We start from the raw sequence: 12,161 nt of genomic DNA, 5'->3' as shown, positions 1-12,161 counted from the left end.
ATGCCCGGACCATCCGCTGATCACGGCGGCGTCGGCGAGGTGCCGGCAGGATCGCTGCAGCGGGCGCTGCTCGTCCTGTGGGCTTTCACCGCGGACGACGGCGGCCTCAGCTTCACCGAGCTGCAGTCGAGAACCCGGTTGCCCAAGAGCACGCTGCATCGCCTGCTGAACACGCTGATCGCAGAACGACTGGTGGATCGCCGTAACGGTGGTTACCACCTGGGCCGCGGTCTCTTCGAACTCGGGATGCGCGCATCGCTGGAACGCAACCTGCTGGAGATCGCCACGCCGTTCCTGGAGGACCTCTATGAGCGCACCCACGAGCTCGTGCACCTGGGCGTCCGGGAGGATGCCGAGGTCGTCTATGTCGCGAAGGTCGGCGGTCACCGACAGGTGAACGTACCGTCCAGGCTCGGTGGCCGGATGCCGTTACACGCGACGGCCATCGGGAAGGTCCTGCTGGCCAACGCGGCGCCCGAGGTGCAACGGGACATTCTGATGCGGCCGCTGGAGCGGCGGACGCCACGCACGATCATTGCGCCGGGGCAGTTGGCCCGACAGCTCGCGGAGGCGGCACGCGCCGGAGTCGCCTTCGAATGCGAGGAGTCGGGGGCCGGCACCACCTGCGTCGCCGCGCCGATCCGGGATGAGGACGACGAATGTGTGGCGGCGATCAGCGTGACCGGACCGGTGAACCGCTTCCGGCCGAGGGCGCACGCCGCCGCGGTGGCCGCTGCAGCAGCCGGCATCACCGCCACCCTCGCCCGTCGAGCCCAGTTGAAGTGTGCCGACCCGTAGACCCGCGGCACATGGCGTGCGCGTTGACTCGCGATCGGTGCCATGCTGATGCTCCGGAGCGAGGAGGCACGATGCGCGGTGACGGCCGGACGGTGACGTCGAAGGTGCTCACTGTGTTCGCCGCGTTCGAGGGCGGCCCGACCGCGTTGTCGCTCAGTGACATCGCCGCTCATGCCGACCTCCCGTTACCCACTGCGCACCGCCTGGTCGGCGAACTCGTCGAATGGGGTGCGTTGGAACGCAATCCGCAAGGTCGCTACGCGGTGGGCATCCGGCTGTGGGAGGTCGCCCAGAATGCCGGGCACCATCTGCGGGACACCGCACGACCACACCTCCAGGACCTCTTCTCACTGACGCACGAGACCGCACACATCGCCATTCGCGAGGGTGATGAAGCGCTGTACATCGATCGCATCTACGGGTCGACTCGCGTGCCCCGGGCGTCACGGGTGGGCGGCCGGCTGCCGCTGCACGCCACAGCGGTCGGCAAGGTCCTGCTGGCGTATGAGGAGGAGTGGGTGCGGGAGGCGTACATGATGCATCGGCTGGAGGTCGCGACCCGGCACACCCACGTCAACCCGACCCGGTTGACGGCCGAATTGGACCAGGTTCGCGATCAGGGCTATGCGACCACCAGTGAGGAAGTCCGGGAGGGGTCCTGCTCGATCGCGGTGCCGGTGCATCTGCAGCCGCACCCCGCAGCCATCGGACTGGTGCTCCTGTCCAGTCGGGCCGACACGATGACGCGTCACTTGCCGGCGCTGCGGGGCACGGCGGCGCGCATCGAGCAAGCGGCCGCGCGACCACAGCCCAGCCTCGTCGGGACCCGTCAGCGCCGCAGGACCTGACCCCCGAACGGGTCGACTTCCGTTGGACGGAAGTCGGACGTGGACCCGCCAGTGTGATCCCGGACACGATGAGTCCCGAGCACGGACCAGCAGATCACCAAGGAGGCGCGGTATGACGGCGACACCGACCCCGGCCGGCACGGCAACGGGCTGTCCGGTCCATCACGGCTACCAGCCGTTCGACCAGGATGACCCGTTCCCGTCGTACGCGGCGATGCGGGCCGAGGAACCGGTCATGTACGACGAACGCATCGACTACTGGGTGGTGACCCGTTACGACGAGATCAAGGCGATCTTCGGCGACTGGGAGACCTACTCCTCGGAAAATGCACAGGCGCCGGTGCGCGAGCGCGGCCCGGAGGCCAAGCGGATCATGGAGGAAGGCGGCTTCACCGCCTACTCCGGACTGTCGGCGCGAGTTCCCCCGGAACACACCCGGATTCGTAAGGTTGCGGCCAAGGCGTTCACCCCGCGCCGATTCAAGGTCCTCGAACCCGAGATCCGTGCCAACGTCGTGCGCCTCCTCGAGGAGATGCTTGCGCGACCGGAGCGGCACGGTGATCTGGTGCGTGACCTGGCGTATGACGTGCCGACGATCACCATCCTCACCCTGATCGGGGCGGACGTCAGCAAGATCGCCACGTACAAGCGGTGGTCCGACTCACGGGCCGCCATGACCTGGGGAGACCTGAGCGACGAGGAACAGATCCCGCACGCGAAGAACCTCGTGGAGTACTGGGCGGAGTGCCGCAGGCTGGTCGAAGAGGCGCACGAGTCCGAGCAGGACAGTCTGGTCGGCGACATGGTGCGCATGCAGGCGGACGGTGACCCGATCACCGACCACGAAATCGCCTCGGTGTGCTACTCGCTGCTCTTCGCGGGTCACGAGACGACGACCACGTTGATCTCCAACGCGCTGCGCGTGTTGTTGGCCCACCCGGACCAGTGGCAGCAGGTCATCGACGACCCGAGCCGGATCCCCGCCGCGGTCGACGAGGTCCTGCGCTACAGCCCGTCCATCGTGGGCTGGCGTCGGAAAGCGCTGAAGGACAGCGAGATCGGCGGAGTAGCGATCCCCAAGGGCGCCAACCTGCTGCTCCTCATGGGCTCGGCCAACCGCGACGAGGCCCACTTCGAGGGCGGCGAGTCATTTGACATCTCCCGCGCGAACGCACGCGATCACCTCTCGTTCGGATTCGGCATTCATTACTGCCTGGGCAACATGCTCGCCAAACTGCAGGCCAAGATCGCCGTCGAAGAGGTCGCCCGACGGGCACCTGGGCTGCAACTCATCGCACCCGAGAGCATCCACTTCCGGGAGAACCTCTCGTTCCGCACCCCGAACTCGGTGCCCGTCACCTGGAAGGCCTGATCCGCATGAACGACTACATCGTCTTCTTCGACAGCGGTCACGAGCCGACGCTGGAGTTGCTCGGCGGCAAATGCGCGTCCCTCGTCTCCATGACGGCTGCCGGCATGCCCGTGCCCCCGGGATTCGCAGTCACGACAGCGGCATTCGACCACTTCGTGGATGGCACCGGCTTGCGGGCCGACATCAAGGCCAAGCTCGCCGAGATCGATGCCGACGACGTCGAGTGTGTCGATCGGGTCTCGGCGTCGGTCCGGGAGGCCATCGAGGCCCGTGACGTGCCCGAGGACATGCACGGCGTGCTGCACGAGGCGTACGACGAGCTGATGTCACGCTTCGAGGACCAGGTGCCGGTCGCCGTGCGCTCCTCCGCGACCGCGGAGGATCTGCCGGACGCGAGCTTCGCCGGCCAACAGGACACCTACCTCTGGCTGAGCGGCTACGAAGCGGTGCACGAGCACCTGCGCCGCTGCTGGGCGTCGCTCTACACCAGCCGGGCCATCACCTACCGCCTGAAGAACAACATTCCCGAGGACGACCTGTCGATGGCGGTCGCGATCCAGAAGATGGTCAACGCCAAGGCCGCCGGAGTCGCGATGACCCTCGACCCGGCCAACGGTGACCGTTCCAAGATCGTGGTCGACGCATCATGGGGAGTGGGGGAGATGGTCGTGTCCGGCCAGGTCACCCCCGACAACGTCCTGCTGGACAAGGTGATGCTCACCGTCGTGCGCGAGAAGATCGGCGACAAGCACGCCGAGCTCGTGCCGGACCCCGCCTCCGGCGAACTCGCCGAGATCGAGGTCGCGCCGGAGCGCCGCTCGGTCAGATGCCTGACCGACGAGGAACTGGTCGCTGTCGCCACGATGGCGAAGCGAGCCGAGAAGCACTACGGATGCCCCCAGGACATCGAGTTCGCGTTCGATCGGGATCTTCCCGACGGCGCCAATCTGCTGCTGTTGCAGTCACGCCCGGAAACGGTGCACTCATCCGCCGGTAAGCCGGCGGAGTCAACCCCGGCACCGGCGGCGACCGGCTTCTCCAGCATCACCGCCAGCCTGCTCGGGACTCAACACTGACAAAGCTCACCTGACTCGAAGGACCGTCATGACCACGACCGAGACACCCATCATGAAGTCGTTCCCGAAACCCTCGGAGCTCACCGTCCCGGACGGCGCACAGGGTTGGGAGGAGCTCTACCCCTACCACCTGCTGTTCGCGAATTCGCCTGGCAGCGATGAGAAGTTCTGGTTCTGCGACAGCCAACACTGGCCGACGGTGTTCAAGCCTTTCGAGACGATCGGCGGCGAGTTCGCGGTCAAGTGCCTCGGGCAGTACAACACCAGACATCTGCTGATCCCGCCGGCGAACGGCATCGAGTTCAAGATCCACCTGGGCTATCTGTACATGAGCCCGGTGCCGGTTCCCGAGGAGGAGATCCCCGGCCGGGTGCCGGAGTTCGAGAAGCGGGTCGGCCACTACTTCCAGAACTGGGATGCGTTGCTCGACCAATGGCGCGAGAAGGTCCGCGGAACCATCGCGGAGATGGAGGAGCTCCGCTTTCAGCCGCTACCCGACAAGGTGCCTTTCGACGACATCGTCTCCGGCAAGGCCAAGGACGGCTCCGAGGTCATCATGGAGAACTACGACCGGCTGATCCAGCTCACCTACCAGAACTGGCAGTACCACTTCGAGTTCCTCAACCTCGGCTACCTCGCCTACCTGGACTTCTTCACCTTCGCCAAGCAGGTCTTCCCGAACATTCCCGACCAGGCTGTCGCCAAGATGGTGCAGGGGGTGGACATGGAGCTCTTCAAGCCCGACGACGAGTTGAAGCAGTTGGCGGTCAAGGCCGTTGAGCTCGGCCTCCAGTCCGCTTTCGCCGACACCGACGATGTCGAGGGCACCCTCCAGGCGATCCGTGACGCCGGCGGCGCCGAGTGGCTCGCGCAGTACGAGGCGGCACAGGACCCGTGGTTCAACTTCACCGTCGGCAACGGTTTCTACGGGCACGACAAGTACTGGCTGGAGCACCAGGAGATCCCGCTGGGTTACATCAAGGACTACATCCGCCGTGTCGACGACGGCCAGCAGATCCTCCGCCCGGTGGAGGCGTTGATCGCGGAGCGCGACCGGATCATCGAGGAGTACCGCTCGCTGCTGGACGGCGACAACGCCGCAGCCTTCGACGCCAAGCGAGGCCTTGCTGCCACCGCGTATCCGTACGTCGAGAACCACAACTTCTACATCGAGCACTGGACCATGGGCGTCTTCTGGCGCAAGGTGCGTGAACTCTCGCGCGTCTTCGTGCAGGCCGGGTTCTGGGCCGACGAGGCGGATCTGTTCTATCTCAACCGCGGTGAGGTCCGCGATGCGATCTTCGACCTCGTCACCGGCTGGGCGGTCGGTGCCCCCGCCAGCGGCCCGTCATACTGGCCGGCCGAGATCGAGCGTCGGCGCACGATCTTCGATGCGCTCAACACCCAGCGACCCCAGCCCGCGCTCAACACACCACCCGAGCAGATCACCGAACCCTTCACCCAGATGCTGTGGGGCATCACGACCGAACAGGTGCAGCAGTGGCTCAGCGACGACGACGGTGACGACAGTGCGGTGACCGGCATGGCCGCGTCGCCGGGTGTGGTCGAAGGACGTGCGCGGGTCGTCTACCACGCCGACCAACTCTCCGAGGTCCAGGACGGCGAGATCCTCGTTGCGACGATCACCGCACCCTCGTGGGGACCGATCTTCGGCAAGATCAAGGCCACGGTGACCGACATCGGCGGCATGATGAGCCACGCGGCGATCGTCTGTCGCGAATACGGACTTCCTGCGGTGACCGGCACTGGCAACGGCTCGACCACGATCACTACCGGTCAGCTGATCCGGGTCGACGGCAACGCCGGCCGTGTCGAGATCCTGGAGGGCTGAGCTCCCATGGCGGACAACGGATCCGAGCGTACGGTCCTGATCACCGGTGCTGCCGGTGGTCTGGGGCGGGCCTTCGCTCTCGGTTTCGCGGGGCGTGGTTACCGGGTGGCCGTCGCAGACCTGGACGTCGTGGGCGCGAAGGAGACCGCGGGCCTCGTGGCCGACACGGGTGCCGACAGTTGGCACGGACACGTGGACGTCACTGATGCCGACTCGACGATGCGATTGGCCACCGAAGTGGCCGACTTCGGGGGCGGGTCGATCGACGTGCTGGTCAACAACGCGGCCGTCTACGCCACGGTGACCCGGTCACCGCTGGAGGAGATAGACCCCGACGAGTGGGATCTCGTGATGGCCGTCAACCTGAAGGGTCCGTGGCTGATGACCAGAGCGGTCAGCCCGCACCTGCCGGAAGGCGGACGGGTCATCAACCTCTCATCGGCCACCGTTTTCAGTGGCTCCGAGCAGTGGGCGCACTACGTCGCGTCCAAGGGCGGGGTCATCGCGCTCACCCGGGTGATGGCCAAGGAGCTCGGTCGACGGTCGATCAACGTCAACACGATCGCGCCCGGCTTCACGCTCACCGAGGCGAGCAAGGGACTGATGAACGACGCCGCGTCGTATGGCGTCGATCGCGGATCTCTGCGTCGCGCAAGCCAACCCGACGACATCGTCGGCGCCGCGCTCTACCTCGCGGGGCCCGACAGCAGCTTCGTCACCGGACAAACCCTGGTCGTCGACGGCGGCCGCCAGTTCATCTGACATCAGCCAGGAGGAATCATGCCCCAGGTCACCTACACCGATCACACCGGCGAGTCCCGCACGGTCGACGCGACCGTCGGCGACTCCGTCATGGAGACGGCCGTCCGCAACGGCGTGCCCGGCATCGTCGCCGAGTGCGGTGGATCGCTGTCCTGTGCAACGTGTCATGTCTACGTCGACGAGGCCGACCTGGCCTCGCTGCCCCCGATGGAGGAGATGGAGGACGAGATGTTGTGGGGCGCCGCCGACGAGCGGCGCGACAACTCCCGGCTGTCGTGCCAGTTGAAGATCGCCGAGGGCAGCGACCTGCACGTCACCACACCGACCACGCAGGTGTAGTCATGTCAGACGGATTGCTGATCATCGGTTCCTCCCAGGCTGGTGTCGCGCTGGCCACCTCCCTGCGGGCGCTGGGGTATGACGAACCGGTCACGCTGCTCGGTGATGAGAACCACCGGCCCTACCAGCGTCCGGCACTCTCCAAGGAGTGGCTGCAGGGCGAGATCACCAACGAATCGCTCATGTTCCGCACGCAGGACTACTGGGACGAGCACGACATCCAGGTCGTGAGGAATGAGCGGATCGTTCGGATCGACAAGCGGGACAACGGATCCGGGGTCGCGCACTCGATGTCCGGCACCGACTTCGGCTTCGACCGGCTGGCGCTTGCGGTCGGTGCCCGGCCGCGCCGGCTGCTGCTCGAAGGCGTGGACCTGCCCGGCGTGCTCTACCTGCGCAACGCCGACGACGCACTGGAGTTGAAGGCACGTGTGCCGGACGTGCAGGACGTCGTGGTGATCGGCGGCGGTTTCATCGGCATCGAAGCAGCCGCGTCGCTGCACAAGATGGGCCGCACGGTCACCCTCGTCGAGGCTGCGCCCCGGCTGGTCGCGCGCGCTGTGGGTGAGCAGACTTCGGCATACCTGCTCGAACACCACCGGGCATCCGGCATCGACATCGTCCTGGACGCTTCCGTGCGCCGGATCGTGGCGAACGGCGACCGGGTCGGGGGAGTGGAGCTCGGCGACGGGCGTGTCGTGCCCGCCGACCTGGTGCTGGTCGGTGTCGGCGTCATCCCGAACACCGAGCTGGCAGAGTCGATCTCGCTGGAATGTGACAACGGGGTCCGGGTGGACGAGTCCGCCCTGGCCTCCGACGGCGTGACCGTCGCGGTGGGGGACTGTGCCAACCTGCCCAACCCGGTCCCTGGCGCGCCCGAGGGGGATCGTGTCCGGTTCGAGAGCGTCAACAACGCCATCGAGCAGGCCAAGGTGGCTGCCTACGCGATCATGGGACGCCGCGAAGAATACGCCGGCATCCCGTGGTTCTGGTCCAACCAGGGTGCCATCAAACTGCAGATCGCCGGACTGTCCACCGGGCACGACCGCACCTTGGTGCGCGAAGACCCGGAGCGCGGCAAGCACTCGGTCCTCTACTACCGAGGGGACCGCATCATCGCCGCCGACTGCATCAACCATCCACTCGACTTCATGGCGGTCCGCAGTGCACTTGGGAAGGGCCAAGCCATCCCGTTCGACGCGGCGGGCGACCCGACCGTGCCACTGAAGTCCGTCACGACCGACCCGGCCGACCTCGTCCCGGCCGACTGAGAGGGAGACCGCCATGACCACCACAGCGTTGCCCACCGCGCGACCTATTCCCGGGACCGGCCCGGTCGACACCTCGCCGATCGCGCTGACCCCCGCAGCGGGAGCCGACCTCGATCCGATCTGGCAGGCGGTGATCGTCGAGACCCGCACCCGCGGCAACGACATCCACCTACCGATCTCCCTGGCGTATGCCGAGCGCCTGTGCAACGCCTTCCCCGAGGCCGATCGGCTGCTCGTGCGGGTGTCGATCCAACTCCATGACACCGGCTGGGGGAGAGTTGACGAATCCCGCATCCTGTCAGAGGGATTCACCGGCGACTGGCGCAAGGCCGCGATCCGGTACGAACACGAGAAGCAGGGTTGCATCATCGCTCGCGAGGTGCTGCCGCCACTCGGCTACGACGAGCAGTTCGTGGAGCAGGTCTGTGCCATCATCGACGGCCACGACACCCGCCCGGAGGCGTACACGCTGGAGGACGCGCTGGTGCGCGACGCGGACCGGCTGTGGCGGTTCGACCACGCCGGCATCGCGTTGGCGTCCGGCTGGTTCGGTATGGACCCGGCGATCTACACCGACCGGCTCGAGGCGGAGATCATCCCGGAGCTGATCACTCAGCCCGCGATCGCGATGGCGACGACCGATCTGGACCGCTCACGGGCGCTGCTCAAGACCGCTGTGATCCGATGAGTGCGGTGCAGGCGTCGGCGCTGGGCTCACGGCCACGGTCCCGCTGGACGCACACGGACGACTTCTTCGTCGACGGCGAATGGCGCCGCTCGACCGCAGCGCAGCGGCTGGCGCAGATCGACCCCGCGACCGGCCAGGAATGGGGTTCGGTGCCGGACTGCTCGGCGGCGGACGTGGATGCTGCGATGACGGCGGCGGATCGCGCCTTCCGTGACGGGCCGTGGGCCCGATCCACCCCTTCCGAGCGTGCAGCGCTGCTCCTTCGGATCGCCGACGAGGTGGAGCTGCGCGCAGCGGAGATGGCGGTGACCAACACACTCGAGAACGGCTCACCCATCAGCGAGACGAGGGGCGCAGCCGCCAACGCGGCGGGGATCCTGCGGCACGTCGCCGGACTGGCGCCCTGGCTGGAGCAGGACGATGTGCGCGCCTTCCCCGCGGAGCACGCGGAGAGCGTGGTCCGCAAGGATCCGGTCGGTCCCTGCGTGTTGATCGCGCCGTGGAACTTCCCGATCAACCTGATGGTGGTGAAGCTCGCGCCCGCACTGCTCGCCGGTTGCACCGTCGTGCTGAAGCCGGCACCCAGCACCTCGCTGTCGATCCGCTTCGTCGTGGAGGCCTGTGCCACGGCCGGTGTCCCGGCGGGAGTCGTCAACCTGGTCACGGGAGGCGGCGATGTTGGAGACCGTCTGGTGCGCCATCCGCTCACGGCAAAGGTCGCGTTCACCGGCTCGACGCCCGTCGGTCGCCGGATCGCTGCTGCGTGTGGCGAGTTGCTGCGCCCGGTGACGCTCGAACTGGGCGGCAAGTCCTCCGCGATCGTGCTCCCTGACGCCGACCTGGACCAGCTGTCCTCGGTCCTGATCCGCAGCTGCATGCGCAACACCGGCCAGACCTGCTACATCTCGACCCGGATCCTCGCGCCGTCGTCGCGCTACGACGAGGTCGTCGACATGGTCACGCGAACCGTAGCGGCAGCACCGCAGGGTGACCCGTTCGAGGACGACACGGTCTTCGGCCCGATGGCGTCCCGGCAGCAGTTCGATGTCGTGCGGGGCTACCTGGACTCCGCCCATGCCGAAGGCGCGCGGGCCACGACCGGTGGGCGGGCGGCGGACAGCTCCGGTGGCTGGTTCATCGAGCCGACGGTCTTCGCGGACGTGACACCGGACATGCGCATCTCCCGGGAGGAGATCTTCGGACCCGTCGTGAGCGTGCTGCGGTATGACGAACTCGACGAAGCCGTCGCGCTCGCCAACGACACGTCGTTCGGTCTCGGCGGCCTGGTCTTCTCGACGGATCCCGTTGCAGCGCAGCGGGTTGCGGAGCGGATGGACACCGGGTCGGTCGGCCTCAACTTCTTCCGGTCCAACCACAACGCACCCTTCGGGGGCCGTCACGACTCCGGCCTGGGCGTGGAGTACGGCATCGAGGGACTGTCGCAGTACGTGACGTACAAATCGATCCATCGACGGGTCGCCTGACGGACTGCTCTGGACGGGCAACCCGCCGCGGGACAGAATGAGCCGCACCGGAGCACCCGAGACTCGTGAACGGAGCACCTCATGGCAAATCACGCCTACGGCCTGTCGGAGATTGTCGGAACGTCACCGGACGGCATCGAGGGTGCCGTCAACAATGCGATCGCCCGGGCGGGCAACACCGTCCGCAACCTCGATTGGTTCGAGGTTCAGAACGTCCGCGGCCAGATCGAGGACGACAAGGTCGCGCACTGGCAGGTGACCGTGAAGCTCGGTTTCCGCATCGAGGAGGAGTAGCGCACGTGGGTCACCACCCGCGATCAGGCTGATCGTGGGACGGGACTGCGCGGCGTGCCAGGTCTGGTCCGACGCGGTGACGGGTGAGGACGATCAGCGGTAGCGCGGCGACCTGTACCGCTGCGGACACGATCGCGAGTGCGGTCAGCGAAGTGTCGTAGAGCAGACCGAGCAGGATGCTGCCACCGAACCAGGCGATGCCGAAGCCGGTGTCGAACAGTCCGTAGGCCGAGGCACGGCGATCGGCCGGGACGATCGCGGTGATGACCGCCTTGATGACCGACTCCTGTGCGGCCATTCGGGGTCCCCAGACGAGGGCGCCGGCAACGACCAACGGGAGCCCGCCGAGGAAGACCAGCGGAGCGTATGCGGCGGTGAGGACGGTCACGGCGAACACGGCGAGCAACCCGACACGGTCGAACAGCTTGCCGAGCATGAGCGCGGCGACGGCCTCGGCGGCCATCGCCACCGCGTAGAGCACAGGGGCCAGGTCTGCGCTCACCAGGTGGTGCCGACTGACGTGCAACGCGATGAGTGGCCAGTCCGCGTAGCCGATCGCGACCAGGCTCATGGCGGCGAGGTACCACCAGAACGATGAGGGAAACGTGGCGTGCTCGTGCAGGGGTGGTGGTGAGACTGTTTCGAGTTCGCCGGGGTGCGGAAACGTTCGCCAGGTGACGATCAGGGAGAGCAGCGTGAGCGCCGCGGGTATGGCGAGCACGGCGAAGCCAAGACGTTCGCCGCCGTGCGGCTTACGAATTCAACCTGCCGAGATCGCGCACCGTGTTCGTGCGTTGCATCGCCGGATCAGCGCGGACCTGTCGGCGCTGAACGCATCGGCCTCCTTCCTGGACCGGCTTCGAACGACCGGACGGCTCGACACCGATCTCGCCCACCGGCACGGGGCCGTGGGGCCGGTAGGTCGAGCCAGCGGCGTGGACCTGGACGATCGGGTATGGCGTCCGTATGACGGCTACCCGGATCTCGCACCCATCATCGTGCCTACCAGCACCGTGACCGACGCGCTGGCGCGGTTGCGCGTCCGGGAGGCGGAGGTGACCCAGTCGGCCGAACTCTTCGGGGAAGCCGCGGACCGGTTGACCGACATCGAGCCCGTCTTCGGAGTGCGGGCACCGGCGGTCGACGGCACGCATCTGGGCGTCGCCGAGTCCGCCGCGGGTGAGGTCCTGCACAGTGTCACCATCCGTGACGGTCGGGTTGTCCGCTGCTTCGCACGGAGCGCCTCGTTCCACGATTTGGTGCTGTTGCACAACGCTTTTCACGGGGATGTTTTCACCGATCTCGGTTTCATCGAGGCCAGCTTCGGCCTGTCTTACGCGGGGGTGGCGATGTGAGAGTGCCGTGGTTCTTGCGCGG

General features: G+C 67.0%; 13 protein-coding genes. 12 read left to right on the top strand and 1 reads right to left on the bottom strand.

All coding sequences use genetic code 11. The features are described from left to right. The 11 genes from FHU39_RS09645 to FHU39_RS09595 all read left to right on the top strand — a co-directional run bounded on the left by FHU39_RS09645 (nt 1) and on the right by FHU39_RS09595 (nt 10,784). Nucleotides 1–798, top strand: a complete 798-nt coding sequence (locus tag FHU39_RS09645; RefSeq protein WP_183320143.1) for an IclR family transcriptional regulator — start codon at nt 1–3, stop codon at nt 796–798. Nucleotides 799–869: 71 nt separating this feature from the next. Then, nucleotides 870–1,646 carry an IclR family transcriptional regulator gene (locus tag FHU39_RS09640; RefSeq protein ID WP_183320142.1) on the top strand — a complete coding sequence of 259 codons (777 nt, stop codon included), beginning with the start codon at nt 870–872 and terminating at the stop codon, nt 1,644–1,646. Between the two features lie 112 nt (nt 1,647–1,758). Beyond that, nucleotides 1,759–3,018: a cytochrome P450 gene (locus tag FHU39_RS09635; protein WP_183320141.1), complete on the top strand. Its 1,260-nt coding sequence runs from the start codon at nt 1,759–1,761 to the stop codon at nt 3,016–3,018. Between the two features lie 5 nt (nt 3,019–3,023). Beyond that, nucleotides 3,024–4,094 (top strand): PEP/pyruvate-binding domain-containing protein, encoded by a 1,071-nt coding sequence (locus tag FHU39_RS09630; protein ID WP_183320140.1) that lies wholly within the window; start codon nt 3,024–3,026, stop codon nt 4,092–4,094. Nucleotides 4,095–4,122: 28 nt separating this feature from the next. Further along, nucleotides 4,123–5,946, top strand: a complete 1,824-nt coding sequence (locus FHU39_RS09625; protein ID WP_246336199.1) for a PEP-utilizing enzyme — start codon at nt 4,123–4,125, stop codon at nt 5,944–5,946. Nucleotides 5,947–5,952: 6 nt separating this feature from the next. Next, the gene (locus tag FHU39_RS09620; protein ID WP_183320139.1) at nt 5,953–6,708 is read left to right on the top strand and encodes an SDR family NAD(P)-dependent oxidoreductase; all 756 of its coding nucleotides are present in this window, start codon (nt 5,953–5,955) and stop codon (nt 6,706–6,708) included. An 18-nt stretch (nt 6,709–6,726) separates the two neighbouring features. Then, nucleotides 6,727–7,047, top strand: a complete 321-nt coding sequence (locus FHU39_RS09615) for a 2Fe-2S iron-sulfur cluster-binding protein (RefSeq protein WP_183320138.1) — start codon at nt 6,727–6,729, stop codon at nt 7,045–7,047. A 2-nt stretch (nt 7,048–7,049) separates the two neighbouring features. After that, nucleotides 7,050–8,318 (top strand): NAD(P)/FAD-dependent oxidoreductase, encoded by a 1,269-nt coding sequence (locus FHU39_RS09610; RefSeq protein WP_183320137.1) that lies wholly within the window; start codon nt 7,050–7,052, stop codon nt 8,316–8,318. Nucleotides 8,319–8,331: 13 nt separating this feature from the next. After that, nucleotides 8,332–9,006 (top strand): HD domain-containing protein, encoded by a 675-nt coding sequence (locus FHU39_RS09605; protein WP_183320136.1) that lies wholly within the window; start codon nt 8,332–8,334, stop codon nt 9,004–9,006. Continuing rightward, nucleotides 9,003–10,490: an aldehyde dehydrogenase family protein gene (locus FHU39_RS09600; protein ID WP_183320135.1), complete on the top strand. Its 1,488-nt coding sequence runs from the start codon at nt 9,003–9,005 to the stop codon at nt 10,488–10,490. Before FHU39_RS09605 ends, FHU39_RS09600 begins: the two co-directional genes overlap by 4 nt. An 81-nt stretch (nt 10,491–10,571) precedes the next feature. After that, nucleotides 10,572–10,784 (top strand): dodecin, encoded by a 213-nt coding sequence (locus FHU39_RS09595; protein ID WP_183320134.1) that lies wholly within the window; start codon nt 10,572–10,574, stop codon nt 10,782–10,784. Between the two features lie 10 nt (nt 10,785–10,794). On the opposite strand, the gene FHU39_RS09590 is transcribed toward FHU39_RS09595, so the two are convergent. After that, nucleotides 10,795–11,505 carry an MFS transporter gene (locus FHU39_RS09590; RefSeq protein ID WP_183320133.1) on the bottom strand — a complete coding sequence of 237 codons (711 nt, stop codon included), beginning with the start codon at nt 11,503–11,505 and terminating at the stop codon, nt 10,795–10,797. Between FHU39_RS09590 and FHU39_RS09585 the strand changes: the two genes are divergently transcribed. Further along, complete coding sequence (locus tag FHU39_RS09585) at nt 11,495–12,139, top strand: NADH-quinone oxidoreductase subunit D-related protein (RefSeq protein WP_246336486.1); 645 nt, start codon at nt 11,495–11,497, stop codon at nt 12,137–12,139. The genes FHU39_RS09590 and FHU39_RS09585 overlap by 11 nt on opposite strands. Nucleotides 12,140–12,161: the final 22 nt, after the last annotated feature.

The sequence above is a fragment of the Flexivirga oryzae genome (assembly GCF_014190805.1).
Lineage (GTDB): Bacteria > Actinomycetota > Actinomycetes > Actinomycetales > Dermatophilaceae > Flexivirga > Flexivirga oryzae.
The sequence above is the reverse complement of the archived record's forward strand: the minus strand, read 5'-3'. Positions and strand labels throughout refer to the sequence as shown.

Excerpts from the sequence above, each read along its gene's own strand:
- FHU39_RS09645 (WP_183320143.1), top strand. The coding sequence starts at position 1 with ATGCCCGGACCATCCGCTGATCACGGCGGCGTCGGCGAGGTGCCGGCA.
- FHU39_RS09640 (WP_183320142.1), top strand. The coding sequence starts at position 870 with ATGCGCGGTGACGGCCGGACGGTGACGTCGAAGGTGCTCACTGTGTTC.
- FHU39_RS09635 (WP_183320141.1), top strand. The coding sequence starts at position 1,759 with ATGACGGCGACACCGACCCCGGCCGGCACGGCAACGGGCTGTCCGGTC.
- FHU39_RS09630 (WP_183320140.1), top strand. The coding sequence starts at position 3,024 with ATGAACGACTACATCGTCTTCTTCGACAGCGGTCACGAGCCGACGCTG.
- FHU39_RS09625 (WP_246336199.1), top strand. The coding sequence starts at position 4,123 with ATGACCACGACCGAGACACCCATCATGAAGTCGTTCCCGAAACCCTCG.
- FHU39_RS09620 (WP_183320139.1), top strand. The coding sequence starts at position 5,953 with ATGGCGGACAACGGATCCGAGCGTACGGTCCTGATCACCGGTGCTGCC.
- FHU39_RS09615 (WP_183320138.1), top strand. The coding sequence starts at position 6,727 with ATGCCCCAGGTCACCTACACCGATCACACCGGCGAGTCCCGCACGGTC.
- FHU39_RS09610 (WP_183320137.1), top strand. The coding sequence starts at position 7,050 with ATGTCAGACGGATTGCTGATCATCGGTTCCTCCCAGGCTGGTGTCGCG.
- FHU39_RS09605 (WP_183320136.1), top strand. The coding sequence starts at position 8,332 with ATGACCACCACAGCGTTGCCCACCGCGCGACCTATTCCCGGGACCGGC.
- FHU39_RS09600 (WP_183320135.1), top strand. The coding sequence starts at position 9,003 with ATGAGTGCGGTGCAGGCGTCGGCGCTGGGCTCACGGCCACGGTCCCGC.
- FHU39_RS09595 (WP_183320134.1), top strand. The coding sequence starts at position 10,572 with ATGGCAAATCACGCCTACGGCCTGTCGGAGATTGTCGGAACGTCACCG.
- FHU39_RS09585 (WP_246336486.1), top strand. The coding sequence starts at position 11,495 with ATGGCGAGCACGGCGAAGCCAAGACGTTCGCCGCCGTGCGGCTTACGA.